The organism is Kineococcus endophyticus (genome assembly GCF_040796495.1).
GTDB lineage: Bacteria > Actinomycetota > Actinomycetes > Actinomycetales > Kineococcaceae > Kineococcus > Kineococcus endophyticus.
Genome location: NZ_JBFNQN010000005.1, coordinates 247,847 through 264,531 on the forward strand (window position 1 = coordinate 247,847; position 16,685 = coordinate 264,531).

15 protein-coding genes are annotated in these 16,685 nt (G+C 72.7%); 9 read left to right on the forward strand and 6 right to left on the reverse strand.

What is annotated here, in order from left to right; all coding sequences use genetic code 11:
* Window positions 1-123: 123 nt before the first annotated feature.
* The 4 genes from rhaI to AB1207_RS08975 are packed head-to-tail and all read left to right on the forward strand — an operon-like array spanning window position 124 to window position 6,126.
* The gene (gene rhaI / locus AB1207_RS08960) at window positions 124-1,362 is read left to right on the forward strand and encodes an L-rhamnose isomerase (protein ID WP_367637708.1); all 1,239 of its coding nucleotides are present in this window, start codon (window positions 124-126) and stop codon (window positions 1,360-1,362) included.
* Complete coding sequence (locus AB1207_RS08965; RefSeq protein WP_437178896.1) at window positions 1,350-3,422, forward strand: bifunctional aldolase/short-chain dehydrogenase; 2,073 nt, start codon at window positions 1,350-1,352, stop codon at window positions 3,420-3,422. The genes rhaI and AB1207_RS08965 overlap by 13 nt, the downstream gene beginning before the upstream one ends.
* An 11-nt stretch (window positions 3,423-3,433) precedes the next feature.
* A complete protein-coding gene (locus tag AB1207_RS08970; protein WP_367637710.1) occupies window positions 3,434-4,891 on the forward strand; it encodes a rhamnulokinase in 1,458 nt (485 codons plus the stop codon).
* Entirely contained in the window at window positions 4,888-6,126 is a 1,239-nt protein-coding gene (locus AB1207_RS08975) for an alpha-hydroxy acid oxidase (RefSeq protein WP_367637712.1), read from the forward strand. Before AB1207_RS08970 ends, AB1207_RS08975 begins: the two co-directional genes overlap by 4 nt.
* A gap of 29 nt (window positions 6,127-6,155) precedes the next feature.
* Here AB1207_RS08975 and AB1207_RS08980 read toward each other — a convergent pair whose 3' ends face one another.
* Together AB1207_RS08980 and AB1207_RS08985 are read right to left on the reverse strand one after the other, a co-directional pair.
* On the reverse strand, window positions 6,156-7,622 hold the full coding sequence (locus AB1207_RS08980; protein ID WP_367637713.1) for an NCS2 family permease: 1,467 nt from the start codon (window positions 7,620-7,622) through the stop codon (window positions 6,156-6,158).
* A 113-nt stretch (window positions 7,623-7,735) separates the two neighbouring features.
* On the reverse strand, window positions 7,736-9,040 hold the full coding sequence (locus tag AB1207_RS08985) for an ROK family transcriptional regulator (protein ID WP_367637714.1): 1,305 nt from the start codon (window positions 9,038-9,040) through the stop codon (window positions 7,736-7,738).
* A 160-nt stretch (window positions 9,041-9,200) separates the two neighbouring features.
* Here AB1207_RS08985 and AB1207_RS08990 point away from each other — a divergent pair, with 160 nt between their 5' ends.
* The 5 genes from AB1207_RS08990 to AB1207_RS09010 all read left to right on the forward strand — a co-directional run bounded on the left by AB1207_RS08990 (window position 9,201) and on the right by AB1207_RS09010 (window position 14,145).
* Complete coding sequence (locus AB1207_RS08990; RefSeq protein WP_367637715.1) at window positions 9,201-10,565, forward strand: extracellular solute-binding protein; 1,365 nt, start codon at window positions 9,201-9,203, stop codon at window positions 10,563-10,565.
* Window positions 10,566-10,584: 19 nt separating this feature from the next.
* On the forward strand, window positions 10,585-11,505 hold the full coding sequence (locus tag AB1207_RS08995; protein ID WP_367637716.1) for a carbohydrate ABC transporter permease: 921 nt from the start codon (window positions 10,585-10,587) through the stop codon (window positions 11,503-11,505).
* Window positions 11,506-11,512: 7 nt separating this feature from the next.
* Window positions 11,513-12,412 carry a carbohydrate ABC transporter permease gene (locus AB1207_RS09000; RefSeq protein ID WP_367637718.1) on the forward strand — a complete coding sequence of 300 codons (900 nt, stop codon included), beginning with the start codon at window positions 11,513-11,515 and terminating at the stop codon, window positions 12,410-12,412.
* A 429-nt stretch (window positions 12,413-12,841) separates the two neighbouring features.
* The gene (locus AB1207_RS09005; protein WP_367637720.1) at window positions 12,842-13,252 is read left to right on the forward strand and encodes a GrpB family protein; all 411 of its coding nucleotides are present in this window, start codon (window positions 12,842-12,844) and stop codon (window positions 13,250-13,252) included.
* Window positions 13,249-14,145: a PHP domain-containing protein gene (locus AB1207_RS09010; RefSeq protein WP_367637721.1), complete on the forward strand. Its 897-nt coding sequence runs from the start codon at window positions 13,249-13,251 to the stop codon at window positions 14,143-14,145. The genes AB1207_RS09005 and AB1207_RS09010 overlap by 4 nt, the downstream gene beginning before the upstream one ends.
* Here AB1207_RS09010 and mutM read toward each other — a convergent pair.
* From mutM to AB1207_RS09030, 4 genes are read right to left on the reverse strand one after another with little or no spacing between them, the layout of a single operon-like run.
* Window positions 14,097-15,023 carry a bifunctional DNA-formamidopyrimidine glycosylase/DNA-(apurinic or apyrimidinic site) lyase gene (mutM, locus tag AB1207_RS09015; RefSeq protein ID WP_367637722.1) on the reverse strand — a complete coding sequence of 309 codons (927 nt, stop codon included), beginning with the start codon at window positions 15,021-15,023 and terminating at the stop codon, window positions 14,097-14,099. The two genes, AB1207_RS09010 and mutM, sit on opposite strands and share 49 nt — an antisense overlap.
* A gap of 15 nt (window positions 15,024-15,038) precedes the next feature.
* A complete protein-coding gene (gene rnc, locus AB1207_RS09020) occupies window positions 15,039-15,788 on the reverse strand; it encodes a ribonuclease III (protein WP_437178902.1) in 750 nt (249 codons plus the stop codon).
* A 1-nt stretch (window position 15,789) separates the two neighbouring features.
* A complete protein-coding gene (rpmF, locus tag AB1207_RS09025) occupies window positions 15,790-15,993 on the reverse strand; it encodes a 50S ribosomal protein L32 (protein WP_366169218.1) in 204 nt (67 codons plus the stop codon).
* Between the two features lie 2 nt (window positions 15,994-15,995).
* Window positions 15,996-16,589: a YceD family protein gene (locus tag AB1207_RS09030; RefSeq protein ID WP_367637723.1), complete on the reverse strand. Its 594-nt coding sequence runs from the start codon at window positions 16,587-16,589 to the stop codon at window positions 15,996-15,998.
* Between the last annotated feature and the right edge of the window lie 96 nt (window positions 16,590-16,685).

Consider the following 16,685-nt stretch of genomic DNA (forward strand, 5'->3'; position numbering starts at 1 on the left):
CCGGCGCCAGGGTCCCGTCACCCGGCTCTTGTGAAACGTGTCAATGGCGGTCTACCGTGACGGCGTCCCCGACGGAGTGGACCCTGGCACGTGCGAGGTCCCAGCGAGCAGGAGCGAACGAGCATGACGACTGCCGAGACGAGCCCGACCTCGAGCACCCCCGGAACCCGCCGCGAGCGCGCCCTGGCCGCGCTGCGGCAGCAGGCGATCGAGCTGCCCTCGTGGGCGTTCGGCAACTCCGGCACGCGGTTCAAGGTCTTCGGCACCCCGGGCACCCCCCGCGACCCGTTCGAGAAGGTGAGCGACGCCGCCCAGGTGCACCAGTACACCGGCGTGGCCCCCCGCGTGTCCCTCCACATCCCCTGGGACCTCGTCGACGACTACGGCAAGCTCGCCGCCCACGCCGCGGACCTGGGCGTGAGCATCGGGATGGTCAACGCCAACCTGTTCCAGCACGACGACTACAAGCTCGGTTCCCTCACCCACGCCGACCCGCGGGTGCGCGCCAAGGCCGTGGCCCACCACGCCGAGTGCGTCGAGGTCATGCGCGCCACGGGGTCGAAGGAGCTCAAGCTCTGGCTGCCGGACGGCACCAACTACCCCGGCCAGGACGACCTGCGCGAACGGCAGGACCGTCTCGCCGAGTCCCTGCAGCAGGTCTACGCGCTGCTCGACGAGGACATGCGCCTGGTGCTGGAGTACAAGTTCTTCGAGCCGGCGTTCTACTCCACCGACGTCCCGGACTGGGGCACCTCCCTGCTGCACTGCCTGGCCCTGGGCGAGCGGGCCAAGGTCGTCCTCGACACCGGCCACCACGCCCCCGGGACGAACATCGAGTTCATCGTCGTGCAGCTCCTGCGCGCCGGCCGGCTGGGGGCCTTCGACTTCAACTCCCGGTTCTACGCCGACGACGACCTCATGGCCGGGGCCGCGGACCCGTTCCAGCTGTTCCGGATCATGCACGAGATCGTCGGTGCGGGGGCCCTGGCGCCGGGGACTCCGTCCGACCCCGGCTGGGACCCGGCCGGGCCGGGCGTCAACTTCATGCTCGACCAGTGCCACAACGTCGAGGACAAGATCCCCGGCCAGATCCGCTCGGTGACCAACGTGCAGCAGGCGACCGCGAAGGCGCTGCTCGTCGACCGCGACGCCCTGCGCGCGGCGCAGCACGCCGGCGACGTCCTCGGCGCCCACGACGTCCTCATGGACGCCTACCACACCGACGTTCGCCCGCTCCTGGCCGAACTGCGCGAGAGCAGCGGACTGGACCCGGACCCGATGGCGGCGTTCAAGGCCTCGGGCTACCTGCAGCGGACCGCGGGCGAGCGGATCGGCGGGACGCAGGCGGGGTGGGGCGCGTGAGCACTCCCGACCAGACCCCCGCCCCGGTCCGCGAGCTGCTCGAGCGCTCGCACGCCCTGGGCGCGGACCCGCGGTTCACCAACTACGCCGGGGGGAACACCTCCGCTCAGGGCACCGCGACCGACCCGGTGACCGGGACCGCCGTGGACCTGCTGTGGGTCAAGGGGTCCGGGGGCGACCTCGGCACCCTGACGGCCGACGGGCTGGCGGTGCTGCGCCTGGACCGCGTCCGCGCCCTGCGCACGGTGTACCCGGGGGTGGAGCGCGAGGACGAGATGGTCGCCGCCTTCGACCACTGCCTGTTCGGCAAGGGCGGCGCCGCCCCCTCGATCGACACGGCCATGCACGCCCTCGTCGACGCCGCCCACGTCGACCACCTGCACCCCGACGCCGGCATCGCCCTGGCCTGCGCCGCCGACGGCGAGAAGCTCACCGAGCAGGCGTTCGGTGACAAGGTCGTCTGGGTCCCCTGGCGCCGACCCGGGTTCCAGCTCGGGCTCGACATCGCCGCGGTGAAGGCGCAGAACCCCCAGGCCGTCGGCACCGTCCTGGGTGGCCACGGGATCACCGCCTGGGGCGACACCTCCGCTGACGCCGAGGCGAACTCCCGGTGGATCATCGAGACCGCGGAACGCTTCCTCGCCGAGAACTCCGCGCCCGAACCGTTCGGTCCGGTCCTGCCCGGGTACGAACCCCTGCCCGTCGAGCAGCGTCGCGCCCGCGCCGCCGCCCTGGCTCCCGTGCTGCGCGGCCTCGCCAGCCGCGACGCGCCGCAGGTGGGGCACTTCACCGACTCGGGCGTCGTGCTCGACTTCCTCGCGCGCGCCGAGCACCCGCGGCTCGCGGCGCTGGGCACCTCCTGCCCCGACCACTTCCTGCGCACGAAGGTGAAACCCCTCGTCCTCGACCTGCCCCCCACCGCCTCCCTGGAGGAGGTGCACGCGCGGTTGGCCGAGCTGCACGAGGCCTACCGCGCCGACTACCGCGCGTACTACGAACGGCACGCGACCCAGGACTCCCCCGCGATGCGCGGCGCCGACCCCGCCATCGTCCTCGTCCCCGGGGTCGGGATGTTCTCCTACGGCCGCAACGCCCAGACCGCCCGCGTCGCCGGGGAGTTCTACGTCAACGCGGTCAACGTGATGCGCGGTGCCGAGGGAGTCTCCACCTACTCCCCCATCGAGGAGAGCGAGAAGTTCCGCATCGAGTACTGGGCCCTGGAGGAGGCCAAGCTGGCGCGGATGCCGAAGCCGAGGCCCCTGGCCACCCGCATCGCCCTCGTCACCGGGGCGGCGTCGGGGATCGGCAAGGCCATCGCCACCCGCCTCGCCGCGGAGGGCGCCTGCGTCGTCGTCGCCGACCTGGACCTGGAGAAGGCGCAGGCCGCCGCCCGAGAGATCGCCGGGGACCTCGGATCGAGCGACGTGGCCGTGGGCGTGGCCGCCGACGTGTCGGACCCCGACGCCGTCCGCGCCGCCGTCGACGAGGCCGTCCTGGCCTTCGGTGGGCTGGACCTCGTGGTGAACAACGCCGGCCTGTCGATCTCCAAACCCCTGATGGAGACGACCGAACGCGACTGGGACCTGCAGCACGACGTCATGGCCAAGGGGTCGTTCCTCGTCTCCCAGGCCGCCGCGCGGGTCCTGATCGCGCAGGGCCTGGGCGGGGACATCGTCTACATCGCCTCGAAGAACTCCGTGTTCGCGGGCCCGAACAACATCGCGTACTCGGCGGTCAAGGCCGACCAGGCCCACCAGGTGCGGCTGCTGGCGGCCGAGCTCGGCGAGCACGGCATCAAGGTCAACGGCGTCAACCCCGACGGCGTCGTCCGCGGGTCGGGGATCTTCGCCGGCGGCTGGGGCGCCCAGCGCGCCGCCACCTACGGGATCGCCGAGGAGGACCTGGGGAACTTCTACGCCCAGCGCACCCTGCTCAAGCGGGAGGTCCTGCCCGAGCACGTCGCGAACGCCGTCTTCGTGCTCACCGCCGGCGAACTGTCCCACACCACCGGTCTGCACGTCCCCGTCGACGCCGGCGTCGCCGCCGCGTTCCTGCGCTAGGAGGAGGCTCGATGTCCGTCCACGTCGCCGTGGACCTCGGGGCCTCCAGCGGCCGCGTCATGGTCGGCTCGGCCGGTCCCGGGGTCCTCGGTCTGGAGCAGGTCCACCGCTTCGCCAACGGCCCGGTGCCCGTGGCCGGGTCGTGGTTCACCGACGCCGTCGGCCTCTGGCAGCAGGTCCGGACGGGCCTGCGCGCCGTCGCCCGGCACACCGCGGACGCGTCCTCGGTCGCCGTCGACACCTGGGCCGTCGACTACGGGCTGCTCGCAGCCGACGGGACGCTGTTGGGCACACCCCGGCACTACCGCGACGGCCGCACGGACGGCGTGGCCGACCGGGTCCACGCCCGGGTCCCCGCGGCGGACCTGTACCGCCGCAACGGTCTGCAGCACCTGCCCTTCACGACGCTGTACCAGCTCGTGGCCGAGGGCCGGCTGCTGGAAGTGGCCGACCGGCTGCTGCTCCTGCCGGACCTCTTCGGGCACTGGCTGGCCGACGTGCAGGGGGCCGAGGCGACCAACGCGTCCACGACGGGGTTGGCGGACGTCCGCACCGGCCGCTGGGCGCCCGACCTCGTCGACCTCGCCGGCATCCGTCCCGGGTTGCTGCCCGCGGTCCACGACCCCGGCACGGTCCTGGGCGGGCTGCGACGCGAGGTCCTGGCCGACTCCGGGCTCGGTGCGGGGACGCGGCTCGTGGCGGTCGGCTCCCACGACACCGCCTCGGCCGTCGTCGCCGTCCCCGCCCAGGACGAGGCCTTCGCCTACATCGCCTGCGGCACGTGGGGCCTGGTCGGGGTCGAGCTGGAGGAACCGGTCCTGACGGCGGACTCCGCCGCCGCGAACTTCACCAACGAGCGCGGCGTCGACGACCGGATCCGCTACCTGCGCAACGTCATGGGCCTGTGGGTCCTGCAGCAGTGCGTCGCGGAGTGGGAGGCCGAACCCGGTCAGCGCGGTCCGGTCGACCTCACCGCGCTGCTCGCCGCGGCCGCCGACGTCGCCCCCGGCGGGCCGCTCGTCGACGTCGACGACCCGCGGCTGCTGCCGCCCGGCCCGATGGTCGCTCGGGTGCGCACCCTCGTCGAGGAGGCGGGCGGACGTGCCCCCGCCGCCCGCGCGGAGGTCGTGCGCTGCGTGCTGGAGAGCCTGGCCGCCGCCTTCGCCCGGTCGGTCGCCGACGCCGTCCGGCTGTCCGGCCGGGACGTCCGCGTCGTCCACCTCGTCGGTGGCGGGGCCAGGAACGGCCTGCTGTGCCGGCTCACGGCCGACGCCTGCGGGCTGCCGGTGGTCGCCGGCCCGGTGGAGGCGACGGCCCTGGGGAACGTCCTCGTCCAGGCGCGCGCCGCCGGCGACCTGCCGGGGTCGCTGGAGACCCTGCGCGCCCTGGTGCGGCAGACTGCCGACCTGGTGACGGTCCCACCCCGCACCGGTACCGCACTGCAGCACACCAACGGAGGAGTGTCGTGAAGCGCCAGGCCCCGAACCCCCGCGAACTGCTGGACCTCGTCGGGTTCAAGAAGCCGCAGCTCGACGGCCGCAAGCGCCGCCTGGACGCCGCACTGACCATCGAGGACCTGCGGCTCATCGCCAAGCGCCGGACGCCGCGGGCCGCCTTCGACTACACCGACGGCTCCGCCGAGGGCGAGATCTCGCTCGCCCGGGCCCGGCAGGCCTTCAGCGACGTGGAGTTCCACCCCTCGATCCTGCGCGACGTCTCGAAGGTCGACACGTCCACGACGATCTGGGGCGGGCCGGCCGCCCTGCCGTTCGGCATCGCGCCCACCGGGTTCACCCGCCTCATGCAGACCGAGGGCGAGGAGGCCGGCGCGGGCGCCGCCGGGGCCGCGGGCATCCCCTTCACCCTCTCGACCCTGGGCACCACGACCATCGAGGGCGTCAAGGCCGCCAACCCGACGGGCCGGAACTGGTTCCAGCTCTACGTCATGCGCAAGCGGGAGATCTCCTACGGCCTCGTCGAGCGCGCCGCGGCCGCCGGGTTCGACACCCTGATGTTCACGGTCGACACCCCGATCGCCGGGGCCCGCCTGCGCGACAAGCGCAACGGGTTCTCCATCCCCCCGCAGCTGACGGTCTCCACCGTCCTGGACACCGCCACCCGTCCGGGCTGGTGGTTCGACTTCCTCACCACCCGCAAGCTCGAGTTCGCCTCCCTCACCGAGACCGGCGGCACGGTCGGGGAACTGCTCGACTACGCGATGGACCCCTCGATCGACTACGACGACCTCGCCGAGATCCGCGGCATGTGGCCCGGCAAGCTCGTCGTCAAGGGCGTCCAGAACGTCGAGGACTCCCGCCGCCTGGCCGACCTCGGCGTCGACGGGATCGTCCTGTCCAACCACGGCGGGCGGCAGCTGGACCGCGCGCCCATCCCGTTCCACCTCCTGCCGCAGGTGGTGCGCGAGGTCGGCCGCGACACCGAGGTCGCCGTGGACACGGGGATCATGAACGGGGCCGACGTCGTCGCCTCGATCGCGATGGGCGCGCGCTTCACGCTCGTCGGCCGTGCCTACCTCTACGGTCTGATGGCCGGGGGCCGGGCCGGGGTGGACCGCGCCATCGCGATCCTGTCCGACCAGGTCGTCCGCACCATGAAGCTGCTGCAGGTGACGAGCGTGGAGGAGCTGACCCCCGCCCACGTCACTCAGCTGCAGCGGCTGGCCCCCCGCCCGCTCGGGAGCTGAACGCCGCCTCGGCGTCGCCGGCCCGCGGGTCAGGCGACGCCGAGGACCTGCTTGATCGGGTCGATCGCGAAGTAGACGACGAACAGCGCCGCCACGACCCACATGACCGGGTGCACCGCGCGGGCGCGGCCGCGGGCGACCTTCAGCAGGACGAAGGCGACGAACCCCGCCCCGATGCCCGCGCTGATCGAGTACGTGAACGGCATGAGGACGATCGTCAGGAACGCCGGGACGGCGATCTCGAAGTCGGCCCAGTCGATGCCCTTGACCTGGGTCATCATGAGGAACCCGACGACGACGAGCGCGGGGGTCGCGGCCTCGTAGGGGACGATCGAGACGATCGGCGCCAGGAACGTCGTCAGCAGGAACGCGATGCCGGTGACGACGCTGGCCAGGCCTGTGCGGGCCCCCTCGCCGACGCCGGTGGCCGACTCGATGAAGCTGGTGTTGCTCGAGACGCCGCCCGCACCGCCGGCCGCCGCGGCCAGGGAGTCGACGACGAGGATGCGCTTCATGCGCGGGGGGTTGCCGTTCTCGTCGAGCAGGTCGCCCTCGGCGCCGATGGCGACGACGGTGCCCATGGTGTCGAAGAAGTCGGCCAGCATGAGGGTGAAGACGAGCAGCACGACGGTCACCCAGCCGATGCGCTCGAAGGACCCCAGGAGCGAGAAGTGCCCCAGCGTCGCGAAGTCCGGGGTGTCGATCCAGGAGTCCGGCAGCGCGGGGACGTTGAGGCCCCAGGCGCGCGGGTTGGCGACCGAGCCGTCCGCACCCGTGCGCGGACCCAGGTGCGCGACGGCCTCGACGACGAGGGCGAGCGCGGTCGCGACCACGATCCCGCCGAGGATCGCCCCGCGGACGCCGCGGGCCATGAGCACGAGGATGAGGACGAGCCCGACGACGAAGACGAGGGTGGGCCAGCCGGCGAGGAACCCGCCGATGCCCAGCTCGAGCGGTGTGCCGCTCCCGGCACGGACGAACCCGGCGTCGACGAGGCCGACGATCGTGATGAACAGCCCGATGCCCACGCTGATGGCCGTCTTGAGCGGGGCCGGCACGGCGCGGAACACGGCCTGGCGCAGCCCGGTGAGGACCAGCACGAGGATCAGCAGGCCCTCGATGACGACGAGGCCCATCGCGTCGGGCCACGTCATGCCCGGCAGCTTGGCCACGCCGAAGGCCAGGAAGGCGTTGAGCCCCAGCCCCGTCGCGAGGGCGAGCGGGTAGTTCGCGACGGCCCCCATGAGCAGGGTGACCACGCCCGCGACGAGGGCGGTCCCGGCGGCGACGGCCGCGAGGTTCGGGGAGGTGCCCCCACCGAGGTAGTGCCCCGTGCTGTCCGGCTGGGTGCCGATGATGAGCGGGTTCAGCACGACGATGTAGGCCATCGTGAAGAACGTCGCCAGCCCCCCGCGGACCTCGCGGCCGACGGTGGAGCCGCGGGCACTGATCTCGAACCAGCGGTCGAGCGCGGACGGGGCGGCGGTGACGGCCATCGGAACCTTCGGGTCGGACTGCGCGAGCGGAGTGGACGGGGCGGACGGGCCCGCTGACGGGCGGGGTCCTCGGGCCCCGGCGCATCCTGCCAGATCCGGCACCGGTCCCCCGCTCAGTGCACGGGCGCCACCGGGGAGATGACGATCTCCCGGTCGGGGACGTGGACGCCGGTCCACGTCGAGGACAGCGCCTCGTGCAGGACGGCGCTCGCCGCGCCGAGGGCCCCGGCGAGCTCACCGGCCTCCCCGGAGCGGACCGTCACGGGGTGGACCTCGCGCGTCATCGCCACCCCGAGCCCGCGGCGCACCGCCTCCCGCACGCGCTCCCCCGTCCGCCGCAGGCCTCCGCCGCCGAGGACGACCTCGCTGACGTCGACGACGTTCACGACCCCGAGCACGGCCCGGGCGACGGCGCCCGCGGCGCGCGCCAGCTCCTCGTCGGCCACCGCGTCGCCGCCCCGGGCCAGCAGTTCCAGCCGGTCGTGGTCGTCGAGGACGGTGTGCTCGGCCAGGCGCAGTCCCGCGGCCCGGGCCGCGGCCGCCCCCACGCGCTCGCCGTACCGGCGGACGACGGCGACCGGTGCGGCCACCGCCTCCAGGCAGCCCCGGGCTCCGCAGGAGCAGGCCGGCCCGTCGGGCTCGACGACGACGTGCCCGACCTCGCCGGCGTTGCCCGACTCCCCCCGCAGCACCTCGTCGCGCACGACGACGCCGCCGCCGATGCCGGCCCCGACGTGGAGGTAGAGGAAGCTGCGGCCCACCCGCGGGGACCGCCACAGGTCCCCGACGGCGGCCGCGGTGGCGTCGTTCTCGACGAGGACCGGCAGGCCGGTCGAGGCCGCGAGCAGGTCGGCGATCGCGACCCCGCGCCAGCCGGGCAGGTTGATGGCCGAGCTGCGGACGGGGCCGGTGAAGTCGATCGGGCCGGGGGCGGCGACGCCGACCCCCAGGACGGCGTCCGCGCACCCGCTGCCGTCGACGAGCCGGCGGACGGCATGCGTGGCGTGCCCCACGGCCGGGCGCACCGAGGCGGCCGGGCCCGTCGGGTCGGGCAGCTGCTCGCGCACGCTCGCCAGCAGCTCCCCCGACAGGTCCAGCAGCACCGCGTCGACGTGCTCGCGCTCGAACTGCACCCCGACGGCCAGGGCCTGGCCGGGCCGCACGGACAGCGCGGTGCGCGGCTTGCCCCCGGCGCGGGTGCGCGCGGGAGCCAGGCTCCCCCGGGCCCCCGCGGGCACCCCCTCCTGGACCAGTCCGCGGTCCAGCAGCCGGCGCACGATGTTGGACACCGTCTGCAGCGTCAGCCCGGTGGCGGCCGCGAGCTCGGTCCGGGACGTCCCCGGGTGACGCCGGATGCCGTCCAGCACCACGGCCTGGTTGTAGTCCCCCACCCACGGCAGGTTCGTGCCTCGTCGCACCGCGCCTCCTCGCGCTCGGCGACCCCGTTGGGATCGTTCTCAGAATGATGCGCCGGATCCGTTGACACGGTCAATCCACTGGATTTAGTTTCCTCGCACGGCCCGACGAGAGGGCCGTGCAGGACTCCGGACACGGAACACCGCCACGAGGGAGTGGGTTGTGCGTCGTCGCAGCTTCTTGTCGATCGCCGGCCTGGGTGCCGGCACAGCGCTCGCCACCGCCGCCTGCGGCGGTGGCTCGGACAGCGGCGGGGGGTCCGCCGGTGGGACGACGAAGGTCGCCTACCAGCAGTGGGGCTCCGGCACCGTCATGAAGGACTACCTCGGCACGGTGAAGACCGCGTACGAGAAGGCCAACTCGGGCAAGACGATGGAGCTCGTCCCGATCGTCGCCTCCGAGAACGACTACTACACCAAGCTCCAGCTGATGATGCGCTCGCCGCGCACCTCGCCGGACGTCGTGTACGAGGACACGTTCCTCATCAACTCCGACATCACCGCCGGGTACCTGCAGCCGCTGGACACCTGGCTGGGCAAGTGGGACCAGTGGGACCAGTTCCAGGACGTCGCCAAGGGCGCCGCCAAGGCGCAGGACGGCAAGACGTACGGCATCCCCGACGGCACCGACACCCGCGCCCTGTGGTTCAACAAGGACCTGCTGAGCCAGGCCGGGCTGCCCGAGGCGTGGGCGCCGAAGAGCTGGGACGACATCCTCACCGCCTGCCGCGAGATCAAGGGCAAGCTGCCGAACGTCACCCCGATCAACGTCTACGCAGGCAAGGCGGCCGGCGAGGCCGCCTCGATGCAGGGCTTCGAGATGCTGTTCTACGGCACCGGTTCGACGCTCTACGACCCGAGCAAGGACAAGTGGAACGTCGGCAGCCCCGAGTTCGTCGACGCGCTGCAGTTCATCAAGACGATCTTCGACGAGAAGCTCGCCCCGGACCCCTCGGTCGCCCTCGACGCCCAGATCGGCAACCGCGTCTCGGAGGAGTTCCTCCCCAAGGGCCAGCTCGCCATCGCCCTCGACGGGTCGTGGCAGTCCAGCAACTGGCTCACGACCGGCGGCGCGCCCTGGGAGCAGTGGAACGACGTCATGGCCCAGGCGCCGATGCCGACGAAGGACGGCTCGGGCGACGGCAAGATCTCGATGTCCGGTGGCTGGACGTGGGCCATGACGAAGAACGCGTCCAACGCGGACAACGCGTGGAACGTCATCTCCACCCTGACCTCGTTCGACAACAACCTCCGCTACAACATCAACTCCGCCGCCGTCGCCGTCCGCAAGGACGTCGCCGCCGACGCGAGCTACACCGGCTCCAACCCGACGCTGGAGTTCTTCTCCAGCCTCGTCCCGGTCACCCAGTACCGGCCGCAGAACACCGACTACCCGCGCGTCTCCAACGAGATCCAGGTCGCGATGGAGGCCGTCGTCACCGGCCAGGCCAGCCCCGCGGACGCCGCCAAGGCCTACGACGAGGCCGTCAAGGGCATCGTCGGCGAGGACAAGACCGCGACGCTCTGAGTCGCAGGAAGGAGGACCCATGGCCACGGTGACACGACCGGGAGCTCCGGCAGGACCGGACCTGCGGCGCAGGACGCACCCGGTCAAGGTCGACATCGCCCGGGCACTCCCCCTCACACCGGCGATCGTGCTGCTGCTGGTGTTCCTGGCGGGCCCGATCCTGTGGTGCGTCTACGCGGCGTTCACGAACATCGCGTTGACCGGCGCAGGATCGGGCGAGACCAAGTTCGTCGGCCTGGACAACTTCCGGGCCGCCTTCAGCAGCGACGCGTTCGCCAACTCGGTCGTCCTGACGCTCGTCTTCACGTTCCTCTCGGCCGTCGTCGGGCAGAACCTGCTCGGCCTGGCCCTGGCGCTGCTGCAGAAGCGGTCCGTGAAGGTCGTCCGGACGCTCGTGGGCATCACCGTCATCGGTGCCTGGGTCATCCCCGAGGTCGTCGCCGGCTACGTCTGGTACGCCTTCCTCGCCCAGGACGGGACGTTCAACGAGATCCTCGGGCGGTTCGGTCTCGGGCAGAACTGGCTCTACACGCTGCCGATCATCGCGGTCTCCCTCGCCAACGTCTGGCGCGGGACGGCCTTCTCGATGCTCGTCTACAACGCGGCGCTCTCGGAGATCCCGGCCGAGATCGAGGAGGCCGCCGAGATGGACGGGGCCACCGGGTGGCGACGGCTGCGGTACGTCACGGTGCCGATGATCAAGCGCACCGTCACGACGAACCTCATGCTCATCACGCTGCAGACGCTGTCGGTCTTCGGCCTCATCTACACGATGACCAAGGGTGGCCCGGGGACGAAGAGCCAGACCCTCCCGCTCTACATGTACGAACAGGCGTTCTCGTTCAGCCAGATCGGGTACGGGACGGCCATCGCGCTCGTCCTGCTCGCGGTCGGCGCCGTGTTCTCCATCCTCTACATGCGCCTGCTGCGCGAGGACTGAGGCCCTCATGACCACACAGACCCCCGCCCCCCTGGTGGCCTCCGGCACGTCGTCCTCGGCGTCCGGTCACGGCCGCGGCCCCCGCACCTGGGTCGCCACGGTCCTCGCGAACGTCGTGACGTCGGTCATCGGGCTGATGTTCCTCGTCCCGCTGCTGTGGGTCCTCTTCGCGGCCTTCAACTCCGACGCCGGACTCAAGCTGGAACTGCCCAGCGGGTCGACCTTCGGCCTGGACAACTTCCGCGCCGTCATGACGCCGGAGACGACCTACCGGCCGATGTGGAACGGGCTCGTCCTGTGCGTCGGCTCGGCCGCCATCGCGATCGTCGTCGCGACGCTCGCGGCCTACCCGCTGTCCCGGTTCGAGACGCGGTACAAGCGGCCGTTCCTGTTGACGATCCTGTTCAGCACGGGTCTGCCGATCACGGCCATCATGGTCCCCGTGTACGGCCTGTTCGTGCAGCTCAACCTCATCGACACCCTCGGCGGCACGATCGCCTTCATGGCGACGACGGCCCTGCCGTTCTCCATCTTCCTCACGAAGAACTTCATGGACGGGGTGCCGATCACGCTGGAGGAGGCGGCCTGGACCGACGGCGCCAGTTCGATGCAGACGCTGCGGTACATCGTCCTGCCGCTCATGTGGCCGGGGTTGTCCGTCGTCCTCATCTTCACGTTCATCGGGATGTGGGGGAACTTCTTCGTCCCCTTCGTCCTGCTCCTGTCCCCCGACCGCCTGCCGGCCTCGGTGAGCATCTTCACCTTCTTCGGCCAGTACGGCTCCGTCCAGTGGGGACAGCTGGCGGCGTACTCGGTGCTCTACACGCTCCCCGTCGTCGTCCTGTACGTCGTCCTCTCCCGCCGCCTCGGCGGGGCGTTCAACTTCGGTGGCGCGCTCAAGGGGTGAGGTGCCCGGAGTGGAACGGGGGCTCCCCGGTGACGATGACCGTCACCGGGGAGCCCCCGTTCCGTCGGGGCGGGCTCGCCACGACGCCGAGGACACACCCACGCGTGGTCCCACGCCCGACCCCGTGCCCGGTCCCCGTGTGTGCAGCCGTGGGACCGGCGCGGCGGTCGTAGGAGCGACGTCCCGGCCGATTCCACGCCGGTCCGACGGCGTGGGAACACCTCCGCGGGCCGCCGACAGCTCCCGACCGAGGAGGAAGCGTGAGCCGCCACCGCACCGGTGCGCCCGTCGCGGCAGGCCGCCCCGACGACGGGCCCGGGCAGACCCCCGCCGGGTTCCGCGTGAGCGTCGTCGAGGCCGACCCCTCGTGGCCGGCGCAGTTCTCCCTCCTCCGGGGACGCCCTGCCGCCGGTCGTCGGCGACCTGGCGGTGACCGTCGAGCACGTCGGGTCGACCGCGGTGCCGGGCCTGGCCGCGAAACCCGTCCTGGACGTCGACGTGGTGGTCCCGGACGCGACCGCACGCCGCGCCGCCGGGCAGGCGTTGGCCGGCGCCGGCTGGCGACCCGAGGGCGACCTCGGGATCGAGGGCCGGGACGCCTTCGCGGCGCGGCCCGGTCTCCCGCCCCACCACCTGTACGTCGTCGTGGACGGCAGCCCGGCGCACCGCGACCACGTCGACCTGCGGGACCACCTCCGGTCCCACCCCGCCGACGCCCTGGTCTACGCGGCGGTGAAGAGGGCTGCGGCGCACCTGCTCCCCCACGACCGGGCCGGGTGCCAGGCGGCGAAGGCCCACGCCGTCGAAGCCCTGCTCGCCCGCGCCCGAGGAGCCCCGTGAACCCCCTTCCGGCCGACGACCACGTCCACAGCCGCTTCTCCTACGACGCCTTCGACGGCGACATGGAGGGCACGTGCCGCCGCGCGGTGGAGCTCGGCCTGCCCGCCGTCTCCTTCACCGAGCACGTCGACCTCGAACCCTGGTCGCTTCCGCCCGGCGGGTGGGACCGCCCCGAGGGGGTCCGCGCCACACTGGACGCGCACGGAAGGTTCCTCGCCGCCCCCCTGGAGGTGGAGGCGTACGTCGCCGAGGTCGAGCGGTGCCGCCACCTCTTCGGCGAACTGACGATCCGCCTCGGCATCGAACTGGACGCGGGTCACCGGCGCCCGGACGAGGTCGCGGACCTGCTGCGGCGCCAGGGGTTCGAGCGGATCGTCGGATCGATCCACGCCCTGCCCGACCTCGCGGCGCCCGGGGAGTTCTGCGAGGTCGACCCCGCGTACGCCCAGCGCTCGGCGCTGGACGTCGTCCTCTCCTACTGGGCCGAGGTCCGCGACATGGTCGCGGCCGACGTGCCGTTCCACGTCCTCGGCCACGTCGACCACCCGCTGCGGCACTGGCCAGCGGACCTCCCCCTTCCCTGGGACGAGTTCGAGGAACCGTTGCGGCACACGCTGTCCGCGCTGGCCGCCAGCGGGCGGGCCCTGGAGGTGAACACGTCCCTGCCGCTGGACCTGCGGGTCGTGCGGTGGTGGCGCGAGGAGGGTGGCCGGGACCTGGCGTTCGGGTCCGACGCGCACAGCCCGGGCGAGCTCGCCGCCGGTTCGGCGAGGTCGCCCCGGCCGTGGAGGCGCTGGGGTTCAGGCCGGCCGCCGACCCCACGCAGCTGTGGCGGGCGTGATCCTCACCAGTGCGCGGTGCGCGGCACCGGCTGGCACCCGGGGCAGGAGTAGGACGACCGGTTCATGAACGGGTCGCGGCGCACGAGGGACCCGCACCGCGGGCACGGCCGCCCTTCCTGCCCGTACACGGCGAGGGACCGGTCGAAGTACCCCGACGCCCCGTTGACGTTGACGTAGAGGGAGTCGAAGCTCGTGCCGCCCGCGGCGAGCGCGGCGGTCATGACCTCGCGCAGCCCGGTGAGCAGCGCGTCGGCCTGGGCACGGGTCGTCGACCGCGTCGGGCGGGCGTAGTGCAGCTTCGCCCGCCACAGCGCCTCGTCGGCGTAGATGTTGCCGACCCCGGACACGAGCGTCTGGTCCAGGAGCGCCCGCTTGACGCCGGTCGTCTTGTCCCGCAGCCGCTTCGCGAACAGCGCGTCGTCGAAGGCCGGGTCGAGGGGGTCACGGGCGATGTGCGCGACCGGGGCGGGCACGAACCGCGACCAGGGCGCGTCCACGGACTCCCCCCGGCCGCCGAGCCCTCCGTCGGCCACGCCGACGAGCGGGACGACGGCGACGCCGCCGAACGTGCGCTGGTCGACGAAGCGCAGGTCCTCGCGGTCGTCGTCGAACTCCCACACGGCCCGCAGGTGCTTCTCGGCCGGGGCGTCCGCCGCCTCGACGAGCAGCTGCCCGCTCATGCCGAGGTGGACGACCATCGCGTCCACCGCGTCACCGGAGGGGGTGGCCAGCGGCAGCCAGAGGTACTTCCCGCGGCGCACGGCGTCGGCGACGACGAGGCCCTCGGTGCGGGCGACGGCGTCCTCGGGGCCCGCGACGTGGCGGCGCGTCACCCGGGGGTGCAGGAACCGCGCCGAGCGCACCGTGCGGCCGACGACCCACCGGGCGACCCCACGGCGGACGACCTCGACCTCGGGCAGTTCGGGCACGTCAGGACCTGCGGCTCAGGAGGAGGCGCGCACGGCGGCCGCGGCGGTGGCGGCGCGCAGGGCCTCGACGGCCGCGCTGGCGGCCTTCTGCTCGGCTTCCTTCTTGCTGCGCCCCTCGCCGTTTCCGAGGGCGGTGCCCCCCACGACGGCGTCGGCCGTGAAGTTCTTGGCGTGGTCCGGTCCGGACTCGGAGATCGCGTACGAGGGGACGCCGAGCCCCTCCGCCGCGGTCAGCTCCTGCAGCGCCGTCTTCCAGTCGGTCCCGGCGCCGAGCCGCTCGGAGGAGTCCATGAGCGGGGAGGTCAGGCGCAGCACGAACTCGCGCGCGCCCTCCATGCCGACGGACAGGTAGGTCGCCCCGATGACGGCCTCCATGGTGTCGGCCAGGATCGAGTTCTTGTCCCGGCCACCGGTGCCGAGCTCACCCTTGCCGAGGCGCACGTGCGCGCCGAGGTCCAGGCCCCGGGCGATGTCCGCGAGGGCGCGGGAGTTCACGACAGCGGCCCGCAGCTTGGCGAGCCGGCCCTCGGAAACGTCCGCGAACCGCGCGTAGAGCTCGTGCGTGACGACCAGGCCGAGCACGGCGTCCCCGAGGAACTCGAGGCGTTCGTTGGTCGGCAGCCCGCCGTGCTCGTAGGCGTAGGAGCGGTGGGTCATCGCGAGCAGCAGGAGCTCGGCGTCCACCTCCACGCCCAGGGCAGCAGTCAGCCGGGCGACGTCGCGGACGTCGCCCGGCGTGACGGCGGGGGCCTGCTGAGCGGTCAGCTCAGAGGTCCTTGACCTTGCGGCCCTTGTACTCGAGGTACAGCGGGGTGCCGGCGGAGTCGGTGACCACGCGGGCGGTGTGGGGGCGCGAGTAGGCGACCTGGCCACGGACGGTGCTGCGGACCAGCGTCTCCTCCTGCGCCTTCCACTGCGAACGGCGGGCGCGGGTGTTGCTGCGGGACATCTTCCGCTTCGGGACGGCCACGATCAGCTCTTCTCTCTGGTTCCGGACGGGGAGTCGTCACTGCTGTGGAGCAGGGACTGCAAGGCGGACCACCGCGGGTCCGCCGGTTCTTCGGAGACGGGCGCCGGTTCGGACACCCCGATCTCGTAGTCCTGCTGGCAGGGGCCGTCGCACTCGGGCTGGAACGGAAGGTCCAGCACGATCGCGTCCCGCACGGCGGGTTCGAGGTCGACGAGCTCGCCGGGGGCGACCTCACGGATCTCGTCCTCGTCGTCGGCCACCTCCACCGGCGTCTTGCCGGGGTAGGCGAACAGCTCCTGCAGCGTGACCTCGACGGGTTCGGTGACCTCGGTGAGGCACCGGACGCACTCGCCGACGGCGGTGCCGCGGACGGTGCCCGAGACGAGCACACCCTCCATGACGGCTTCCATCCGCAGGTCGAGCTCGAGGTCGCTGCCCTCGGGCACACCGATGACGGCGATGCCGAGGTCGGCGGGGGCGGGAACGGTGCGCTGCAGGGTGCGCATCGTCCCCGGCCGGCGTCCGAGGTCGTGCGTGGACAGCACGAGCGGCGCGTTCGGGTCCAGGTGACCCTCCGGCAGCTGCCTCTTGCTCACGTCCACACCTCGTCGCTCGACCGTTCCGACACACCACACGGCCCCGTCGCTGAGTGGGAGCACCACACGCGCCGAGGCCGTCCCCAAGGGTAACCG